The 19,120-nt window shown below is 70.1% G+C and carries 16 protein-coding genes and 1 pseudogene; 7 read left to right on the top strand and 10 right to left on the bottom strand.

From position 1 onward, the window contains the following. A complete protein-coding gene (locus CHB84_RS16475) occupies window positions 1-888 on the top strand; it encodes a phosphotransferase family protein (RefSeq protein ID WP_245818784.1) in 888 nt (295 codons plus the stop codon). Between the two features lie 186 nt (window positions 889-1,074). Further along, window positions 1,075-1,227 carry a hypothetical protein gene (locus CHB84_RS16470; RefSeq protein ID WP_245818783.1) on the top strand — a complete coding sequence of 51 codons (153 nt, stop codon included), beginning with the start codon at window positions 1,075-1,077 and terminating at the stop codon, window positions 1,225-1,227. Between the two features lie 65 nt (window positions 1,228-1,292). On the opposite strand, the gene aztD is transcribed toward CHB84_RS16470, so the two are convergent. The 4 genes from aztD to aztB all read right to left on the bottom strand — a co-directional run bounded on the left by aztD (window position 1,293) and on the right by aztB (window position 5,582). Further along, the gene (aztD, locus tag CHB84_RS16465) at window positions 1,293-2,474 is read right to left on the bottom strand and encodes a zinc metallochaperone AztD (protein ID WP_089302523.1); all 1,182 of its coding nucleotides are present in this window, start codon (window positions 2,472-2,474) and stop codon (window positions 1,293-1,295) included. Window positions 2,475-2,548: 74 nt separating this feature from the next. Further along, a complete protein-coding gene (aztC, locus tag CHB84_RS16460; protein WP_176440001.1) occupies window positions 2,549-3,490 on the bottom strand; it encodes a zinc ABC transporter substrate-binding protein AztC in 942 nt (313 codons plus the stop codon). Between the two features lie 5 nt (window positions 3,491-3,495). Then, window positions 3,496-4,689 (bottom strand): hypothetical protein, encoded by a 1,194-nt coding sequence (locus tag CHB84_RS16455; protein ID WP_217898592.1) that lies wholly within the window; start codon window positions 4,687-4,689, stop codon window positions 3,496-3,498. Further along, window positions 4,686-5,582, bottom strand: a complete 897-nt coding sequence (gene aztB / locus CHB84_RS16450; RefSeq protein ID WP_089302520.1) for a zinc ABC transporter permease AztB — start codon at window positions 5,580-5,582, stop codon at window positions 4,686-4,688. The genes CHB84_RS16455 and aztB overlap by 4 nt, the downstream gene beginning before the upstream one ends. A gap of 49 nt (window positions 5,583-5,631) precedes the next feature. Between aztB and aztA the strand changes: the two genes are divergently transcribed. Continuing rightward, complete coding sequence (gene aztA, locus CHB84_RS16445) at window positions 5,632-6,321, top strand: zinc ABC transporter ATP-binding protein AztA (protein ID WP_089302519.1); 690 nt, start codon at window positions 5,632-5,634, stop codon at window positions 6,319-6,321. Window positions 6,322-6,359: 38 nt separating this feature from the next. Here aztA and helR read toward each other — a convergent pair whose 3' ends face one another. Together helR and CHB84_RS16435 are read right to left on the bottom strand one after the other, a co-directional pair. Continuing rightward, complete coding sequence (gene helR / locus CHB84_RS16440; RefSeq protein ID WP_176440000.1) at window positions 6,360-8,582, bottom strand: RNA polymerase recycling motor ATPase HelR; 2,223 nt, start codon at window positions 8,580-8,582, stop codon at window positions 6,360-6,362. Window positions 8,583-8,952: 370 nt separating this feature from the next. After that, window positions 8,953-9,715, bottom strand: a pseudogene (locus CHB84_RS16435) (metal-dependent hydrolase). A 162-nt stretch (window positions 9,716-9,877) separates the two neighbouring features. Here CHB84_RS16435 and CHB84_RS16430 point away from each other — a divergent pair. After that, the gene (locus CHB84_RS16430) at window positions 9,878-10,093 is read left to right on the top strand and encodes a hypothetical protein (protein WP_089302517.1); all 216 of its coding nucleotides are present in this window, start codon (window positions 9,878-9,880) and stop codon (window positions 10,091-10,093) included. A gap of 161 nt (window positions 10,094-10,254) precedes the next feature. Further along, window positions 10,255-12,189, top strand: a complete 1,935-nt coding sequence (locus CHB84_RS16425) for an IucA/IucC family protein (RefSeq protein ID WP_089302516.1) — start codon at window positions 10,255-10,257, stop codon at window positions 12,187-12,189. Between the two features lie 37 nt (window positions 12,190-12,226). Here the strand turns inward: CHB84_RS16425 and CHB84_RS16420 are convergent, their stop codons facing one another. The 4 genes from CHB84_RS16420 to CHB84_RS16405 all read right to left on the bottom strand — a co-directional run bounded on the left by CHB84_RS16420 (window position 12,227) and on the right by CHB84_RS16405 (window position 17,814). Then, a complete protein-coding gene (locus tag CHB84_RS16420; protein ID WP_089302515.1) occupies window positions 12,227-14,701 on the bottom strand; it encodes an ATP-grasp fold amidoligase family protein in 2,475 nt (824 codons plus the stop codon). Window positions 14,702-14,800: 99 nt separating this feature from the next. Then, complete coding sequence (locus tag CHB84_RS16415; RefSeq protein ID WP_089302514.1) at window positions 14,801-16,069, bottom strand: MFS transporter; 1,269 nt, start codon at window positions 16,067-16,069, stop codon at window positions 14,801-14,803. After that, window positions 16,069-16,401, bottom strand: a complete 333-nt coding sequence (locus CHB84_RS16410; RefSeq protein ID WP_176439999.1) for a DUF4190 domain-containing protein — start codon at window positions 16,399-16,401, stop codon at window positions 16,069-16,071. Before CHB84_RS16410 ends, CHB84_RS16415 begins: the two co-directional genes overlap by 1 nt. 45 nt (window positions 16,402-16,446) lie before the next feature. Continuing rightward, entirely contained in the window at window positions 16,447-17,814 is a 1,368-nt protein-coding gene (locus tag CHB84_RS16405) for an MBL fold metallo-hydrolase (protein ID WP_089302512.1), read from the bottom strand. Between the two features lie 147 nt (window positions 17,815-17,961). Between CHB84_RS16405 and CHB84_RS16400 the strand changes: the two genes are divergently transcribed. Together CHB84_RS16400 and CHB84_RS16395 are read left to right on the top strand one after the other, a co-directional pair. After that, window positions 17,962-18,651, top strand: a complete 690-nt coding sequence (locus CHB84_RS16400) for an ArsR/SmtB family transcription factor (RefSeq protein WP_089302511.1) — start codon at window positions 17,962-17,964, stop codon at window positions 18,649-18,651. Between the two features lie 106 nt (window positions 18,652-18,757). Then, window positions 18,758-19,072, top strand: a complete 315-nt coding sequence (locus tag CHB84_RS16395; RefSeq protein WP_089302510.1) for a hypothetical protein — start codon at window positions 18,758-18,760, stop codon at window positions 19,070-19,072. Window positions 19,073-19,120: the final 48 nt, after the last annotated feature.

The raw sequence follows: 19,120 nt of genomic DNA, 5'->3' as shown, positions 1-19,120 counted from the left end.
GTGACGACACCGCTGACGACGACAGAGGACGTACTCACCGCTGCGGCTCGGTTGGCTGGCCTGGATGCCACCGGAGCGGTGGTGATCCGTGATGGTTCCAACGTGATGTACCGGATTCCTGGTGGGATAGTCGCTCGGGTCGGACCGAGTGGTTCGCAGGAGAGTGCTGCACGGCAGGTCGATGTATCGCGCTGGCTCCTTGCCACGGGTCTCCCTGTCGTCAGGGCCATTGACGACGTGCCTCAGCCGACCATGGTTGGCAACAGGCCGGTGACCTGGTGGGAGCAACTACCCGTGCATCGATCGGCCACCACCGGTGAACTCGGCGGGGTGCTGCGGTCGCTGCACACCCTTGATCCTCCCGACCAACCGGAACTGCCGTCCTTCGATCCATTCGGTGGTCTGGACGAGCGCATTGCCGAAGCTCTACACGTGCCTGAACAGGAGCGAACCTGGCTCGCCCGGCGTGTCCACGATCTCCGCGAACAGCTTCAGCAGCTGCGACTCGACCGGGCCGGGGGAGTCATTCATGGTGACGCCTGGCAAGGAAACGTCGCGGTGCCCGAAGAGACGGAGCCGGTCCTGCTCGACCTGGAACATGTCTCGCGCGGTCATCCGGATTGGGATCTGATTCCGGTCGCGGTCGACTATACGGATTTCGCGCGTCTGAGCAGCGCTGATTACGAGGAGTTCGTCATGGCCTACGGCGGTCATGACGTCACCGCCACCGCCGCCTTCCGCGTGCTCGCCGACATCCAACAGCTGCGTTGGGTGATCTTCGTGCTGGGCAAGGCCGCCACCAGCAGCCATGCCGCCCACGAGACACGCCATCGCATCTCCTGCCTACGCGGGGACATTGCTCGACCATGGACGTGGAACCCGTTCTGACCTGACCCTGTAGTGACTTGGCAACGGTCGAATAAGCTTGAGTACGGGCAACCGTGTGCGGGCCGTGCACCTGCGTCATCCGGGTGTTCAGCGCCCAGCCTCGACGGCGGTCGTGGCGAGGCGCTGAACGTCGCGCAGACCCTCGCGACGGGTTCCCAGACGGCGATCCGCTGGACCAAGCGAGCGTTGAACAACTGGCTCAGGACGGCCGGGCCGATCTTTGACCAGTCCGCGGCCTACGAGATGCTGACGTTCATGGGTCCCGACGTCGCCGAGGGCACCGCTGCCCTGCGGGAGAAACGCGAGCCCCGGTTCCCGTCCGCGACCGGCGACTCCTGAGCGCGGAATCCCCGCAGGCCAACACGGTACGAGGCCTGCAGGGATTCCGCACACGTACGCCGCCGTCAGCCTGCTGCGATGCCGGTGAACTCGTTCGGTGCCTCGGGAAGCTCGCCTTCCGCGCGAATCTCGCCGGACCCGGTGTCCACAGCGTAGATCGCGTTCTGCGCGGGCTCGGTCACATAGGCGGTGTGGTCGCGTACGAACAGGGTGGGCCGTGCCTCCTGCCACTCCATGGGCTCCTGCCACTCGTCGATCACCGGGAAGGTGTCCGTGACCTTTGCGGATTCCATGTCGATCACGTGCAGCGCACCGTCGGTACCCAGGACCAGCCCTTCACCGTGCGGGCCACGGCCCAGCGAACGGAAGCTGTAGCTGGTGCCGAGATCCACCAACTCGAGGGTGCCGCTGCCGGTGTCGGTGACAGAGACCTCCTCGGGACGTTCCAGCTCCGCGTCGGGATCGGTCTTGTGGTCGCCGAGCATGTACCGCGACTCCTCGTCGCCTGCCACGTTGCCGATCCTGCCGTAGTCTTCGGGGCTGTCGACCTTGGTGATGTCGCCGTCCTGGTAGACCAGCAGCCCGTCCTCGCATCCGATGACCACCGCCTCATGTTGCGCGGTGGCCTCGCCGTGCACCCCGGGACAGTCCTCCGAGCCGGCGATCTCGTCACCATCGGCGTCGAGCACCCGGATGCCGGGCCGTTCCTCCTCGTTGCCAAGGGTCACGACCAGCTCACCGTTCTCCAGCTGCACGGCGACGCCGTGGTGGGGGTGCTCCGTGCTGTGCTTCTCGGTCTCGGGTAGCCCGTCGCCGAGGTCGTCCGGGTCGAAGACGGTGATCTCGCCGGTACCGTCGGAGAAGAGAACCGTCCTGCCCGCGTGGTGCACCACATGCCCGGGTTCCGGTGCCTCGAACTCGTCGTCGCTGAGTTCGGCTCCCACGGCGTCGAGTACCCGGAACCCCGAGGATGTCGACACCAGAACGTGCTTGCCGTCGCCAGCCGGGTTGAGACGGTTGAACCCGTCCAGCGGTACGTCCTCGGCGACCTCCAGGGAATCGCCGTCGATCACGTAGATCCCGCCGTCGTAGGTCGCCACGAGCGGGGAGGCCACGTCTTGCGACGGTTCGTTCCCGGGGCCGGCTTCGCCCGAGCCTCCGCACGCACTCACCGCCAGGCCGGCGGCGAGTAACGCCGGGAGGGTCGCGCGGCCTCCGGACGAACGGGGTGTGTTCCTACCTGCCATTTTCCTGCTCCCTCTTTCGTGGTGGACGGTGGTGGCGCCCCGGCAACGACAGCGACCGCCGTTGCCGGGGCGTGTCATTCGTTCGTCAGACCCGCTGCGATGGACTCGATGTTGTTGCGGGTCATCTCGAGGTAGGTCGCACCTCCCTCGCCGTCCTCGGTGAGCGACTCGGAGAACAGCGTGACCACCTCGATGTCGAGGCCTGCTTCCTCAGCCATGACCCGCGCGAGGCGGTCGGGCCGGGAGGAATCGGCGAAGACCGCGGGTACGCGGGTCGCGGCGACGGCGTCGGCCAGCGACTTCAGGTCCGCACTGCTCGGCGATGCCAGCGTGGTCCCGCTCGGCACGACCGCACCGACGACATCGAAGTCGTAGCGCTGGGCGAGGTAACCGAACACGTGGTGGTTGGTGACGAGCTTCCTGCGCTCCGGCGGGATGTTGGCGAATCGTTCGGTGGCATCCTCATGCAGTTCCTCGATCCGGAGCCGGTATTCCTCGGCATTGGCGCGGATTCGCTCGTCGTCCACGCCATCGACGCGGTCGACGACCGTCTCGGCGATATGGCCGACCGCCTCGGCCATGCGGAGCGGATCGGTCCAGAAGTGGGGGTCGGGTTCGCCCTCGGAGTCGCCCGCGATGTAGTCGATGGGGTCGACGTGCTCGCCGACCGCGAGTGCGGGCGTGCCGGCCTCCTCGGCGGCGGTGACATTACGCAGGACCTGCTCTTCCAGGCCGAGTCCGTTGTAGACGAGGAGCTCGGCCTCCTCCAGCTCGGCGGCCTGCTGGGCGGAGATCCCGAACGAATGCGGGTCGGCGTTGGGTTTCATCAGCACGGTGACCTCGGCGTCGTTACCGACAATGGAACGGGTGACGTCGCCGAGTATGTTGGTCGTGACGACGATCCCGGAGCGGTCACCGCCGAGGGCGGTGCACCCGGTCAGTGCGGCCGGTGTCACGATGCAGGCTGCGACGAGAATCGCGGTGACCGCACGAGGCCGGAACGGGGTGGACGGCATGCCGATCACCATCCCGTCTCGACCATGAGGTCGGGACCGAAATCGAGGTCGAACTCGCGCGCGATACGGAGATCGTCGCTGTAGTCGATCTCGTGAAGGGTCCGACCTTCCGGATCATTGACGTAGGCGCGACTGGTGTCGATCCAGATCCGCGGCTTCGGGGTGTCACCGTCCGGCGCCTCCATCAGATCCCTCTCCGCCAGTTGCTCCCCGGAAGCGGGATCGTACGAGCGCAATGCACCGTCGGTACCCAGGACGAGTACCGGTTTCTCCTCGCCCGCCGCGCTCGCGGCGAGAGCGGGCACCCCCGTGTCGATGAGCGTCCAGCTTTCCCCGGCGATGTCGAGCACCCACACCTCGCGGCCGGTGTTGACTCCAGCCACAACGGGTGCGGTGGGACGGTGGTGAAACGACTTGACCGGATCGGCGCTCGCGGGATAAGGGATGCGCGTCGTGTCGAAACCGCCGTCGTCCCCTTCGGTCACCACAAGGGCGCCGTCCGAGCACCCGAACACGGCGCCGCGCCTCGTCGATGCCTGGCCCTTCGGATCGCGGCAGTCCGCTGCGAGTTCCGGCTCCGCACGCTCGCCGTCCCTGTCCACCACCCGAACCGAGTCCGCGCCTCCTGCCCCTGCGACCAGCAGTCGTTCGCCGAGGGCGAGGACCGCTGTGCCCTCCACGGACGCGGTCTCGTTGATCTCACCGTCCTCCTCGAGGGCGATCCTGTCGAGTACCCGTGAACCCTCGTCGGAGGTCAGCGCCGTTACCGCGGCGTCTCCGGCGGCACCCAGCCCGCTGCCCGCCTCGGTGCGGCCCGCGATATCGGCTTCGGTCCGGTAGTAGTGCGCGTGATCGCCGTGGTCGACCGTCCACGCACCGCTGTCGAGCACGGCCGCATCGGTGCCCGTGCCGAGATACACGAAGCGCCCGTCGGTCGCGATCTCCCGCGCCCCCGGCACCTCTCCGACCCTGGTCACGTCCTCGGTCGCCGGGTCGAGTATGTGTACCGCACCGCTCTCCGCCTCGGCCATGACCAGGCGCCGCTGGGGCTCCGCGGTCTCCTCGGCGCCCTCGACGTAGCCGTGCGGCGCGGATTCCCCGTCGCCGACGGCCTGGGTTGCGCCGGGACCGCAACCCACCAGCAGCAACACCCCGGCTGTGCTTGGGAGTGTGGCGCCGTATCCACAAGTGAGTCTCATCCCGTGTACTCGAGCTCCTTCCCGGAGGACCGTCCCGCGGCAACCGCAGTTGTCGGCAGGCAGTGCCCCCGCAGCCCCCGCAGCCCCCGCACATACGCCGCCCCCGCGGAGAGGAAGAACAAGGCAACCGCGATCGCGGTGATCGTGGCTCCGGCGGCGGTGCCCGTATGCCATGACACGAGCAATCCCGAAAACGTGGACAACGCTCCCAGAAGCGCCGCGCCAAGCATGATCACCGGGATTCGCCGGGCCCACAGCACCATCGCCGCGGCTGGAGCGATCAGCAGCCCGAAGACCAGCAGCGTGCCCACCACGTGGAAGGACGAAACGATGGCCAGCGTGACCAGACCGAGCATCCCGGCATGGGCCAACCGGGGTCGTAGTCCGAGGGTCACGGCCTTGCGGGAGTCGAAGCACAGCGCCACGAACGCGCGGTGAGCCACCAGTGAAACGGTCGCGGCCGCGGTGAGCGCTGCCGCCAGTACCAGCAGGTCCCGCGGGCGCACCGCGAGCACATCCCCGAACAGCAAGGCCGTCAGGTCGACAGCGAACGACTGCGAGTGCGACACGATGATCACGCCCGCCGACAGCATTCCGACGAACAGCAGCCCGATACTCGTGTCCTGGGACAGGCGCGGCGAGCGCGTCAGAGCGGTCACCCCGAGCGCCATCGCGACGGCGCTCAGGGCCGCGCCCAGAAACAGGCTGCCTCCCAGCAGCGAGGCGAGGGCGACACCGGGCAGCATCCCGTGCGCCATCGCGTCGCCGAGGAACGCCATGCCGCGCAGCACCACCCACGTGCCGGCCAGAGCGCAGATCCCCGAGGCCAGCAAGCCCCCTAGCAGGGCTCGCGCGACGAACGAGACCTCGAACGGGGCGGACAACCATTCCACGCCGGCAAGACTATAATGAAAATCATTGTCATTACCAGCTGGAGGTAGTATGGCTTGTCCCACACCTGCCGCCGTCCGGCTCCGCGCGGTCTCGGCCGTCTACGGACCCACCACCGCATTGCGGGACGTCGACGCGGACGTCCCGGCCGGACGCGTCACGGCGCTCGTCGGGCCGAACGGCTCGGGCAAGTCGACCCTGCTGGGCGTCATCGCAGGCATCCATCCCGTTGCCTCGGGCGCCGTGCACCGCGCGCACGCGTTTCGGCCTGCGCTGGTGGTCCAGCGCAGTGCCGTCCCGGACACGCTTCCGGTCACCGTGCGCAACACCGTCGCAATGGGGCGGTGGGCGCACCTCGGTCTCCGGAAGCGTCTCGCGACGGCGGACCGGGCCATCGTCGACGAATGCATGGAACGCCTCGGCATCACCGACCTGGCATCGCGCCCGCTCGGCTCCCTCTCGGGCGGTCAACGTCAGCGTGCTCTACTCGCCCAAGGGCTCGCACAGCGATCCGACGTGCTGCTGCTGGACGAGCCGGCTGCGAGTCTGGACGCGGAAGCGCAAGCGATGATCACGAAGCTTCTCGGCGAGGTGTGCGCGAGCGGGGTCACGGTGATTCATGCGACGCACGACACGGGCGCGGCGCTGCATGCCGATCATCGTGTCCGGATCGAGCACGGCAGAGTTGCGGTAGACGACGCCCCGGTCTCGGGCTTGCCGGTCCCGGCCTCAGGTCCCTGACGACGGGCGTCGATCAACACGCATCCCCGCCCGAACCGCTACGCGGACCGTTGGCTCCTGGCCTGGATGGGTGGCCCGGTCTCGGCGAGGCCGGCCAGGACCTGCGGCAACGGCCCCGTGTGCAGGACGCCGAGGCGTTGGGTGGCGCGGGTGAGGGCGACGTAGAGCTCGGCCGCGCCGCGTGGGCCGTCGGCGAGGATCCGTTCCGGTTCCACGACGAGGACGGCGTCGAACTCCAGGCCCTTGATCTCCGAGGGCGGCACAGGCACCGCCGTGCCCGGCACGCCCGGTGGCCCGATCACGACGCTGGTGCCTTCGCGGCCGGCTTCGTCGCGGACGAAGTCGTCGATGGCGGCGGGTAGTTCGTCTGCCGTGACCCGCCTGGACCATGGCTGCACACCGCGCGCGCGGACCGATTCCGGTGGCTGGACCCCGGGTGCTGACTCGGCGAGCAGCGCTGCGGCGACGGTCATGATCTCGGCCGGGGTGCGGTAGTTCACCGACAGCGACCGGTAGGCCCAGCGGCCGGGCGCGTACGGCTCCAGCATCTCCTGCCATGATGTCGCCCCGGCCTCCGAGCGGCGTTGGGCGAGATCGCCGACCACGGTGAAGGACCGCGCCGGGCAGCGCCGAATCAGCACGCGCCAGTCCATTTCGGATAGCTCTTGGGCCTCGTCGACCACGACGTGCCGGTAGGTCCAGTCCCGGTCCGCTGCGGCACGTTCGGCGAGGTCCCGGGTGTCGTGCTCGACGAAACGGTCGGCCAGGTCCTCGGCGTAGAGCAGGTCCGTCGCGAACAGATGGTCCTCGTCGTCCATCGAGTCCTGGCGGTCCACGAGGACGTCCAGGACGCCGGCGGCGTACGATGCCTCGGCCTTCCGCTCCCGCTCGGCTGCCTGCTCGGCGGAGTCCTCAGCCGCCTTGTCGCGACCGAGAAGGTCGATCAGTTCGTCGAGCAGCGGCACGTCCGACACCGTCCAGGCGTCGCCGTCGGCGCGCCACAACGCCTCGTCGGCGCCGGCCGCCCGCAGCCGCTCGGGGGATGCGTACAGCGTCGCCAGCAGCGTTTCCGGCGTCAGTACCGGCCAGAGCTCGTCGAGTGCTGCGGTGAACGTGTCGTCCTCCGCGAGCTCGGTGAGCAGGTCCGCCCGCATGTCCTCCCATGTTTGGCGGTCCTGACGGGTCAGCCACCCTCGGCCGATCCGGGCTATCGCCCGTTCGGTGAGCACCCACGTGAGGATCTCGGTGAACACCGTACGGGCCTCGTTGTGCGGCAGCCCGCTCGCGCGTGCCTCCTGGATGGCCCACTCCGCGGTCTCGGCGTCGATCCGCACCGTGACTTCTCCGAGTTCGATCGGCAGCGGGTGCTCCGGCAGCCGCTGCCGATCGGCGATGGCCGCTGCCAGCACATCCAGGATCTGCAGCGAGCCCTTGAGCCGGGCGGTTCGCGGGGTGTCCTCTGCGGTGACGTGCAGACCGGGTACGAGGTCTCCGGGGGTCATGAACACCACGTCGGACTCGCCGAGTGACGGCAGGACGCGGTCGATGTGGTTCAGGAACGCCGGGTTGGGCCCGACCACGAGCACACCGTGGCGTTCCATCCGCTCCCGCTGGGTGTAGAGCAGGTACGCGACGCGGTGCAACGCCACCACGGTCTTGCCGGTTCCCGGGCCGCCCTCGATCACCAGCACCCCCGGGTGATCGAGCCGGATTATCTCGTCCTGCTCGGCCTGGATCGTCGCCACGATGTCGCGCATCCCGTCGCCGCGTGGCGCGTCGACCGCCGCGAGCAGGGCGGCGTCCCCTCGTTCGCTTCCGTCCGGACGGCCGAGAACGTCATCGGTGAAATCGACCACCCGGCGTCCGCGGGTGTGGAACTGGCGGCGCCGGCGTACGTTCTCCGGGTTCGCTGCGGTGGCGACGTAGAACGCGCGTGACGCGGGCGCCCGCCAATCCAGCAACACCGGTTCGTAGTCGTTCTCCTCGTCGAAAAGGCCGATCCGGCCGATGTAGGAATGCTCGCCCGAAGTGGTGTCCAACCGGCCGAAACACAACCCGTTGTCCGCCACGTCCAGCCGCTTCACCTCCTTGGCCAGCGCGCGCACCTCGATATCCCGCTCCATGGCAGTGCCGCCGGTTCCCCGTAACGCCGCGTCGTACTCGCCTTTCACCCGGGCGCGCTCGGCATCGAGCCGCGTGTAAAGACCGGCAACATAGTCCTGCTCGGACCGCAATTCCTCTTCGTACCCCTGAGTTGACACATTCCCCTCACAGCGGCTCATTGATGCTGGGTTCTTCGGGCTCCCCGTTGGATTGCGGAGAACCGCGTCGCGGGCCCGGTCAGCGATCCGACGTCCCGCACGACGCGCTCGCCGACCGCAACACATACACGTCGCGACCCCTCGTTTCCCCAGGTGCTGGCTTCGCCGATGATTCTGCGGCACTACCCGGGTCTTGCCGCAAGCCCCCCGGTGCGATATATATTGAAAGTGGCAGGGGGCAGGCAATCGCCATTCCTGGGTCGCGCCTTCTGCGACAATTCGCTCCTGGCCGGCTGATTTTCCGGTGGTTGTTCGCCGGAGAGGGGCAAGCTCGCCACCGACAGCCCAGCGACGCGCGGGGTCGGGGCGTTCAGAGCATCGCCTCGATGCTGTTGATGGCGGGGGTGACGAGGTCGGTGATGCCAGGCAGGAGGGCGATGGCGAGGATGCCCGTGGCGGGGGCGATGAGGGCGTTCTCGACGGTTTTGCCGGTGTGGAAGCGTAGCCAGGCTGGGGGGGCGGAGTTCGTACCAGGTTTGGCCGCGGATGGGGATGGGCCAGAGGAAGGGGCAGCCGGACTCGGTGACGGCGTCGCCGAGGCAATGGACCACGCAGCCGAGTGCGACGGCGATGCCGAGCCAGCCGGACAGCTGGGCGAGTTCGGACAGCCCGCTGGGGCTGGTGTATGCCCACCAGGCGATGGCGGCACCTGCGGCGGGCAGCAGCCAGTCGCCGAGGGCGTTCTCGGCCAGCAGCAGCCCGAGGATGGCCACGGCGGCCACGGCGTAGATGCCGCCTGCCTGGGTGCCGATGGTGGTGGCCGCGCCGAGGGCGCCGGCGAAGGCGAGGGTGTGGGTCATGTGCCGGTGCGTGCCGGTGCTGTTGTCGTCGGCCGCGCGGCGGGTGAGCGCGTAGAGGGTGGCGGAGGCGCGCCGCAGCAGCCAGGACAGGCCGCCGGTGAGCGGGCCGAGCAGGCGGGACGCCCGCGCCCCGGGGTGGTCGAGGTCGGGCAGCAGGGCGAACCCGGCGGTGGTGGTGGCCATGGCCACGGCCTCGTGGATCTGCCCGGCCCCGACGAGCGGGGCGACGGCCAGGCCCGCGCACCAGCCGGTCAACGCATGCGTACGACCCATCATGACGCGACAGTCTCCTTCCGGTAGGCGCACAGCGGGTGGCCGCGCGGGCGCGAGGTGCTGGCCGGGATGCCGATGATCATTGTGTCCACCCGCTGGTATTGATCATGGACCTGCCCACCGACAGTGAGCGCGGCGTCACGTTCAGCCGACGAGCCGTCGATGCCGCCCGCGGATCCGTCCGTGCTGCAGTCGCTGGTCCGGCCCCGCTCGGTGCAGATGGCCTTCGTCCTCTGGATGATCTATGTGGGGATCAGCCTTGTCGTGCTCGGCCTCGGCGCGGCGCACGGAACGCTGAGCATGCTGTCGGTCCTGCCGGTGGTCGCGGCGCTGGTGTTCATGTACCGCTCCGAGTCGAACTCGTTCTTCCGGAGCTGACACCCGCCGCCGCACTCGGCAGGGGACGCCTCGCCGCGGCCCTACCGCCTTCTTCGTGGTCGCCCGTTCGTGCGACATAGGTCATATTTAGGCAAGGCTATATTACGTTAGTCTTACCTAACTCTTGTCTCGGTGTGACCTGATCCCAGGAGAAGGCTCTCATGGCAGCCACGACCCGGGCGTGCGGACATGCGCATGCCACACAGCCCCGCGCTGACTCCGGTGATCCGGCAGGCGAGACGGACGCTGCCGAGCTGGTCCTCCGCGATCTCGTGGACACGCTGCTCCAGGAGAACCGGTACGGGGTCGCCGACACGGTGGCGGCCTGTGCCGGCCCCCGGGTGGACATCGCACCGCTGGTCCGCGCGGAGGTGTGGTGCACCGTCCCCGCCGGGCGGGGAACGCTGCTGTTCCGTGGCCGCGACGGTGGTGCGCTGCAGCGCTACCGGCTCTCCCGCGGACCCGTGTGGTACGTGGACCCCGGTGAGCCGCCACGGGTGCTCGCCCCTGACGAGGTGCTCACCACGCTCGCGAGCAGCCACGGTCACCTCGATGAGCCCGCCGAGCAGGTCGCCGCGGACCTCCGGGTCGCAGTGGAGCACACGGCCGCGGCCGTTCCGGACCGGTCGGCCGGCCTCGCGACACCGACCCCTGGCGAGATGCTCGCTGGGGAGCGGCTCGCCGCGACCCGCTGCCGCCCGTTCCACCCGACGGCGCGCGCCATCGTCGGATGGTCGGTCGCCGAGCTCGAGCAGTACGGACCGGGTCGCGGACACCCGGTGGCGCTGGACTGGGTAGCGGTACGCCACGAGGGGCTCCGCTACGGCACGGGAACGGACGCCGTGTGGTTGGCGCGGCAGCTCCTCGATGATCGCGCCCGGGGCGCGCTCAGCGACGCCATGGTGGCAGCCGGTCTCGGTGCCGGGGAGTACGCGGCGATCCCGGTACACCCGTGGCAGTTCGACCGGGTCCTTCCCTCGGTGTTCGGTGACGAGATCGCCGCGAACGACATCATCCCGCTAGCCAGGTCCGTCGGCCGGTTCCACCCGACGTCCTCGCTGCGCACCCTGGCGGCGTCACCGGAGTCCGAGTGGCACCTCAAGCTCCCCCTCGGGGTCGAGACCCTGGGCATCACCCGCCTGCTGCCGCCGAGAGAGCTGGACAATGCGCAGCGCGCGCAGGCGACCCTGCGGAGCATCCTCGAGCGCGACGGGCGGCTCGCGTCCATGGTGGTGCTGTCCGAGGAGCATCACTGGTGCACGTGGGGTGGCGACGACGAGTTCGCCGACCGCCCCGGCCAGCTGGCCGTCCAGCTCCGCCGATACCCGCGTGAGCTTCTCGACGACCCGGGCGCGGTCGTGCTGCCGATGGCGGCCCTGGCCGCGCACGAGTGGGACGCGCTGGCCAAGACCCTTGCCGGTGCCGGGTTCGACGCGGGGGACCCTGCCGGGTTCTTCCGCACCCTCAGCGAGGCCTTCTGCGCGCTCGCGTTCGGGTTCCTGCGTCACGGCGTCGTCCCCGAGTTGCACGGTCAGAACGTCCTCGTCGAGCTCGCGGGCGGCAACGTCCGCCGGTTCGTGCTGCGCGACTACGACACGCTACGCATCTGTCCGGAGTGGATGGAGATGGCAGGGTCCCCCGACCCCGGATACCGGACGAAGGGGGGCGGGACGCCTGCGCTCGCCCTGCCCGGCATGCGCGAGCTCGCCGGGTATTTCCAGACCCTCGGCGTTCAGGTCAACCTCTACAGCATCATCGATGCCATGACCCGGTACTACGGGTTGGACGAGCGCGTGCTGTGGTCCCGGCTTCGTCAGGCCGTGCGCGGCTGCCTGGACCGGATCGGCCTCGCACGCTCCCTCGCGACGCTGCTGGAGGCCGTGCTGCTCCGGGAGGCCACGTGGCCGTCCCGGCAGGTACTCGGCCCGCTGCTCGACAGGGTCCGCACGCCGGGGATGGTCATGCCCGCCGGTGCCGGTCACGTACCCAACCCGCTGCTGCCGCGGCCCGCTCACCAGCGAGGGACCGGGCAGCCGGCGGCTGATCACCTCGCCGAGCACGCGCCGTGGGCGATGCGGGCCGCGTCGAGCGTGTGACAGCCAGGACGGGCGAGTGCTCGCCGCCTGCTCCGCCTCAGCGGGTGGCCTTGGCGAACGCCGCGAAGTCCTTGCCGCCGAGCACGTCGTCGATGATGCGGCCCTCGGCCAGCACCCAGGACTCGGCCATCCGCCTGTCCCACGTCTCGTCGAACAGCTCGAACGCGCCGGGGCGCGGCGTGAACTCCCCGAGCACCAGCCCGTCCTCGCCGCGCAGCATGTCGATCCGCATGAACGGCACGGGGATCTCCCGGCTCAGCGACTCGACCAGCTCGAGCTGCTCCGGATTCGTTCCCCGCGCCTCGTCCAGGTGCTCGCCCCGGGTGACCCCGGTCCGCGCCGGTTCGTTGTCCCGTGTCCAGTAGCGCACACCCTGCTTGCCGCCGGATACGCGGCGTGACTCCCGGATCAGGAGGACGTTGCCGTAGAACGCGTAGAACTTGAGGTCGGTGGCCGTGCGCCGGGTGGCGGAGTCCTCGAGGATCAGCTCCTCGGTCATCCACCGGTCCGGGACGGGTCTGTGCTCATGGGACATCAGCCGGAAGGCGTGCTCGGCCATCGCGTCCCATGAGGACAGTTCCATCCCGTCTCTCAGATGGATGATGTGGTCGGGTGAGTACACGAGGTAGGTGCCCTTCGACCCGGTCGACCGCACCGGCTTGATCACCATCGGCGCCGCGGGCTCGATGGCGGCGAACGGTCTCGCGACCCGGTCACACCGGGGCCGCCGCACTCCCACCTCGTCCACGAAGGCGTAGGCTTTCGCCTTGTTGTCCAGCAACCAACCCGGGCGGAACACACCCAGCCTGCGTGCCTCGGACTGTTCCAGCATGAGCGACCGGAACGACAGTCCCGACGGCAGCGACATGTCGTTACGTTCGAGGCGGCGCACCATCGCGTGGGTCAGGTGCCTGGGCTCGGTGACGCGCAGCAGCGACCGTACCCGGGCCCGGTGGTCGTCGTCGGCCGTCGCGAGCAGCCGGGGTTCCAGCTGCCGCTCCAGCTCCTCGACGGTCAGCCTGTCCAGACGTTCCCTGGTCGCGTGCACGGCGTCGATCCGGCCGCCACTCGTGGTCGGCTGCCTGGCGACCTCCAGGCCACCCTGGCCGTTCGCGTCGAAGCTGCGCTCGACATACGGCTCGAGCGTGGCCAGCACGGGCGCGGCACCGAGTCCGGGCGAACCCTGCGGCGCGAGGATGTTGCTGCCCCTGGCGTGGAAGCGCACCGGGGGGTCGGTGATGCGCACCTCGGCGCTGGTTCGGGGCGGGATCGTCAGGTAGTCCATGCGGGGGAGCGAGCGGGCGAGGTTGTGCAGCGCCCAGGCGGAGACATCGCTGGCCCCGGTCACCCCGGCGATGCCGATGTGGATCCCGGGGTCGGCCGCGAGCGCCGCGTCGGCGAGCTCGACGGTTGCCAGCAGACCACCGACCCTGTCCGGTCTGATGGTGAGGGCGCGGCACCCGCCGTGCGCGTTGAGGAGCTCCAGGTCGCTCGCGTCCTCGACGCGTTCGCCTGCCACGACCCGCAGGTCCAGGTCAGGGCCGTGGGGTGCTTGCAGGAGGGCCTCGTCGGCTCGCCGTTGCAGGCCCGGCAGCGCGGCGAGCTGATCCGCCTGCAGGAGACCCTGTATCAGGACCGAGGCCGGCAGCTCGCCGGAGATCATCCGCGCGGTCACGCCATCCACGAACCCGGCAGCGCCGGTGGCATCCAGCGGCTCGCGCAGCTCCAGCCAGATGGGCCTGTCCGTATCGGCGGAGCGGTTCGCGCGGGAGACCGTCTCGAGCAACGTCCAGTCCTGCTCCACGACGCCCGATCCCTGCAGGCGCGTCACCGGGTACCGTCGCTGCCTGATGGCCCGCTCGGCGGCGTCATCCGGTGTGCCCCCGAACGGGATCCGCGAGCCGCTGATACCGACCTGCTCGCGCCTGCTGCCGAGCAGCTCGGACACCTGCAGGTCCAGCGCGCGGGCTGCGGTGTCCAGCAAGGCGACCTCGATGCCGAACAGCGTCCCGCGGAGCGGCCGGTCGTGCTGTCCCGTACCGGTGTGGTCCACAGCGAGCCTGCCGAGCTCGGCCATCACCCCGCGCACAGCCGTGAGCGCCTCGCTCCGGTCCCGGAACGTCAGCGTGCGCCGGTACAGCAACCGGCTCGCGGCGCGGACGAAGGCCCAGGCGGCGTCGCCGCCCTCGTCCCCGTCGCCTGCGTACGCATGCTCCGGCAGGCACTCGCCGGTCCCCTCGACGAGCCGGCCGCCCCGGTCGGCGGTGATGGTGACCAGGAAGTTGCTGCCGGGCGTGGTGCCCCTGACCGCCGGGTCGCGGGAGACCTGGTGGGGGATGTCGTAGTGCAGCGCCGTGACCCGGTCCAGGCGCAGATCGCCGGCCCCGCCTGCCGGCCCGGAGGCCGCGAGGCGACTCCGCGACCGCCGGAGGCGGCCCCGTGCCGAGCGTAGCGACGGGAGCATGCCGCGTACCCGGCTGTCGGCCCGCGTGGAGGATCGCGACGGTTCCATCAGGACCTCCCTCGGGGAACGCGGCTCACTCGAACGTGTAGTGAACCCTACCTTAGGATAGCCTTCCTTAACAGTGAGATAGGACGCAAGGTGCCGGTATCAGGCACCGCTCCGGGCATGGGGCGGCCGCGTCTCGTACATGCGCCCGGCGACGTCGAGCCCGCTGGCAGCGGTAACCGCGGCCACCACCACGATGGCCGTCGCCACGCCGAAGGCGTCGGCGAGCACGCCTGCGAGTACGGCGCCCACAGCGAAGCCGATGTCGCGCCAGAACCGGTAGACGCCTACGGCGGCGCCGCGCCAGGCGGGATGGGCGACGTCGCCGACCGCGGCCAGCAGCGTGGGATAGGCCAGCGCGGTGCCCGCGCCGAAGAGCGCGCTGCCCGCGGCCCAGACGGCGACGCCGTCACCGAGGGCGATGGTGACCAGGCCGGCGGCTTCGGTCCACTGGCCTGCCGCGATGAGCCACTTGCGGCCGATGCGGTCGGAGACGGCACCGGTGACCAGCTGGCCGATCGCCCACACGGCGGGGGCGATGGCGATCAGCAGGCCGACCCGGCCGGTGGACAGGCCACCGGCGACGAACAGCACCGGGAACAGCCCCCACGCCGCGCCCTCGTTGAGGTTGTTGACCAGCCCCGCCTGGCTGGCCGAGGACAGTGCCGGCTCGCGCCAGGTCGCCAGCGCGAAGACGCGGCGGGCGGGCACAGCGGCGTCGAGGGACGCGTCGCGACGCACGTGCGTGCGGCTCTCCTCGGCCACATGGCCCGCGGTCTCGCGTACGGCGACAGCGGACAGGCCGAGGCCGAGCGCGCCGACCGCCACCCCGAGCAGGAACGGCGCCGGGCGCAGGCCGAACTCGGTGGCTGCGGCACCGGTGACCCACGCGGCCAGAGCCACGGCGCCGTAGCCTGCGGCCTCGTTGAGCCCCATGGCCAGCCCGCGGCGGTGCGGGCCCACCAGGTCGATCTTCATGATCACCGTCAGCGACCAGGTCAGCCCCTGGTTGAGGCCGAGCAGGATGTTGGCGATCACCACCCATTCCCAGGTGGGCGCCCACATCAACAACAGCGGTACCGGCAGCGCCGCCAGCCAGCCCGCCACGAGTACCGGTTTGCGGCCGAACCGGTCGGCCAGCGTGCCCGCGAAGTAGTTGACCACCGCCTTCGTGAGCCCGAAGGCGACGATGAAGGTCAGCATGGCGCTGTAGGAGGCGAGGCCGAACTCGGCCTCGGCCAGCAGCGGCACCACGGTGCGCTCCTGGCCGACCATGCCGCCCACCAGCGCGTTGACCGCGACCAGGAGTACGAACTGCGGCAGGTTCTCCCGCAACCCCAGGCGCGGCGTCACGTGGTCGACGGGTCGCATCAGTGCTCGTGGGAACCGTTCATCATGTCACCCATACCGTCCATCCCAGGCATCCAGGTGAATCCGAGTCCCATGAGGACGATCATCAACACGATCCCTGCGACGCCGACCAATCCGAGCACGACGCCCGCGATGGCCATGCTACGACCGCCCTCGGTGCCTGCCGAGCGGTCGATCTGGCTCAGCGCCACGTAGCCGAACACCAGGGCGAGGATCGACCCCACGCCCCAGAGCCAGACGATGCCGAGGACGAGGGAAGCCACGGCGAACCCGTTCGTCGTGCTCGGTCGCGACTGTCCGGATGGTGTGTGCTGTCCTGCCTGCTCGCTCACTGTGATCTCCTTTCGCCGTACGGCCCGTCCGGGGCCGCCGTGCGGTCACCGTTCCTCCTCGAGCGACTGCCCGCTCGCGGTGGCCAGGTCGCCGGGTCCGCCCTCCAGTACGGCCACGTCCTCGTGACCCGCGCGGGCGAGCAGGCTGGCGGCGGTCATGGCGCGCTCGCCGTGCCCGCACTGCGTCACAGCCGGGGCGCCGCCCACCACGCCGGGGTTCCCGGCCAGCTCGGCGAGCTCGATGTGTACCGCGCCCGGGACGTGTCCGCCGGTCCATTCCGCTGTCTGGCGCACGTCCACGACGTGCCTGCCGGAGCCCGCCGCGCTCGCCGGATCCAGCAGCGGCAGGCTCCTCTCCGGCCGACCGGCCTCCCGCCAGGCGGGGAACGGTATGTGGCCGGTGAGGTGCTCGTGGCCGACCTTCAGGCACTCCCGTGTCGCGCGATCGAGCTCGCCGGACTCGCCGCTGGTGACCAGGACGATGTCGCGGTCCAGATCGACCAGCCAGCCGAGCCACACGCCGAACTGGTCCCGCAGCGGGTTGGACAGTGAGCCGGGCACGTGCCCGGCGGCGAACGCCTCCATGGGGCGCACGTCGACCAGCTCGGCACCGTCCGCGGCGTGGTGGCGTACCTGGTCGGGAGTCAGCCGGGGCGGCATGGTCGGTTGGGGCCCGTGTACCGCGGGGCCCGCGGCGTTGACCGGGCGCAGGCGGAGGAAGTAGCCGGGGTAGCTGCCCAGTCCCGACAGCAGCCGCTCGACGAAGGCATCCTCGTCACCGGCCTGCAGCAACGGGTTGTGCTCGCGCTGCTCGCCGATGGTGGAGGTGTGCTCGCCGGGTGGGCCCGCCGAGCAGAACGATCCCGCACCGTGCGTGGGGTAGAGCGGCGTCTCGTCGGGCAGTACGAGCAGGCGTTCGGTGATCGACTGCCATGCGGCCCGCGCGAGTGGCTCGGTCAGCTCCGGGCTGATCAGGTCCGGGCGAGCCATCCCGCCTGCGGTCAGCGTCCCGCCGCTGAACACCGCGACCACCCGGGCCCCGTCGCGCAGCAGGTACGTGAGGTGCTCGGGCGTGTGCCCCGGCGTGGCCAGCGCCTCCAGCGTCAGCCCTCCGACGGCGCGCTCATCGCCGTCGTCGAGCTCGTCGGCGGGGAAGCCCACCCCCGATCCCGCCGGTAGGGCCACCTTCGCTCCGTACGTGGCCAGCTCCCGGCTGCCGGAGACGAAGTCGGCGTGCAGGTGCGTCTCGACCGTCCACCGGATTCGCCAGCCACGTGCCCGTGCCGCCTCGAGATAGCGGCTCGGGTCGCGCGCGGGATCGATCACGACCGCCCCGCCGTCGCCGGTGGCGATGAGGTAGCTCTGGTTGCCCAGGCCTGGCTCCGGCAGGCTCACGATCTCCACGGTGCTCACGGGGTCTCCTCTCGTGGGGCGGCAGTACAGAGGCCCACCGCCCGATGTTCAAATGCTCTTTTGAATACGATGGCAGCCGGTGGTGCGTGCGTCAACCCTGTGAGCAGTTACTTCAAAAATTTTCTTGAATACGCTAGGGTGGGGTGTATGGCACGCCAGAGCGAGAACGGCGGCGTCGGGAGCCGCGTCGCCAAGAACGCACTGTTCGACGGCCTGGCCACCGTCGCGAAAGCGATCGCGAGCGGGCGCCGCGCCGAGATCCTCGACCTGCTGACCCAGGGGGAACGCTCCGTCGAACAGGTCGCGGATGCCATCGACCAGTCGGTCGCCAACACCTCCCACCACCTGCAGGTGCTCGCCGGAGCGGGACTGGTCGAGTCCCAGCGCGACGGCCAGCGGGTGCGTTACCGCCTGGCCAGTGCCCGGGTGGCCGAGCTCTGGGCCGCGATGCGGGATGTGGCGGCACAGCAGGTGACCGAGGTCGAGCGGCTGGCGAGCGCGTACCTGGGTGATCGTGGCGATCTCGAGGGCATCGGCCGTGCTGAGCTCGAACGGCGCATCACCAGCGGTGAGGCGGTCGTGCTCGACGTCCGCCCCCGCCTCGAGTACGAGTCCGGCCATATCCCCGGGGCACGCTCGGCACCGCTGGCCGAGCTCGACGACGCGCTGGCTGCCCTGCCGCGCGATATCGACGTGGTTGCCTACTGCCGCGGACCCTACTGCGTCTTCGCCGACGAGGCCGTGCGCAAGCTCCGCGCTGCCGGTTACGACGCGCGGCGGCTCGAGGACGGCTTCCCCGAATGGGAACGCGAGGGCCGCCCGGTCACACGCCCATGAGCGACGCGCGTGGCGCGGCCACGGGCCAGCCGACCGAAGCGCCGCCTGTTGTCACGGGGGCACGCGAGGGTGTAGGAAAACCCGTCGTGAGGCAGGTGGATGCGCCATGCATCATCGGATACCGGCGACGCTGGTGAGTGCAGGGGCACTGGCGCCGGCGTCGGCGGCGGTCAGCCCGGCGCACGGCAGTGAGCCCGCAGAGGGCCGTGACTCGGCTGTGGGGGCGGGCACCAGCACGTTCCCGATCACTGGCGGGCCGGTCGACTACGCCTTCGCGGCACACAGCGATCCCTCCGGCGCCGCACCGGGCGGCTACTTCCGAGGCGAGACCGACGTGGACGGCGACGACCCGAACACCAGGGTGAGCTACGAACGCATCGAGTCGGGCAACATCACCGTGCGCGATGCCGAGCTGAGGTGAGCCGATAGCCGGGTACCAGGGGCCACCGGCCCGTAATCGCGTGGCGGG

Source organism: Haloechinothrix alba (assembly GCF_900188115.1).
GTDB classification, from domain to species: Bacteria; Actinomycetota; Actinomycetes; order Mycobacteriales; family Pseudonocardiaceae; genus Haloechinothrix; species Haloechinothrix alba.
This window is presented reverse-complemented; position numbering and strand designations above follow the sequence as displayed.

Bases quoted from the DNA above. Each gene is read 5' to 3' on its own strand.
- CHB84_RS16420 (WP_089302515.1), bottom strand. From the start codon at position 14,701: ATGGAACCGTCGCGATCCTCCACGCGGGCCGACAGCCGGGTACGCGGC.
- CHB84_RS16430 (WP_089302517.1), top strand. From the start codon at position 9,878: ATGCCGCCCGCGGATCCGTCCGTGCTGCAGTCGCTGGTCCGGCCCCGC.
- CHB84_RS16425 (WP_089302516.1), top strand. From the start codon at position 10,255: ATGGCAGCCACGACCCGGGCGTGCGGACATGCGCATGCCACACAGCCC.
- aztA (WP_089302519.1), top strand. From the start codon at position 5,632: ATGGCTTGTCCCACACCTGCCGCCGTCCGGCTCCGCGCGGTCTCGGCC.
- CHB84_RS16395 (WP_089302510.1), top strand. From the start codon at position 18,758: ATGCATCATCGGATACCGGCGACGCTGGTGAGTGCAGGGGCACTGGCG.
- aztD (WP_089302523.1), bottom strand. From the start codon at position 2,474: ATGGCAGGTAGGAACACACCCCGTTCGTCCGGAGGCCGCGCGACCCTC.
- CHB84_RS16415 (WP_089302514.1), bottom strand. From the start codon at position 16,069: ATGCGACCCGTCGACCACGTGACGCCGCGCCTGGGGTTGCGGGAGAAC.
- aztC (WP_176440001.1), bottom strand. From the start codon at position 3,490: ATGCCGTCCACCCCGTTCCGGCCTCGTGCGGTCACCGCGATTCTCGTC.
- CHB84_RS16455 (WP_217898592.1), bottom strand. From the start codon at position 4,689: ATGAGACTCACTTGTGGATACGGCGCCACACTCCCAAGCACAGCCGGG.
- CHB84_RS16400 (WP_089302511.1), top strand. From the start codon at position 17,962: ATGGCACGCCAGAGCGAGAACGGCGGCGTCGGGAGCCGCGTCGCCAAG.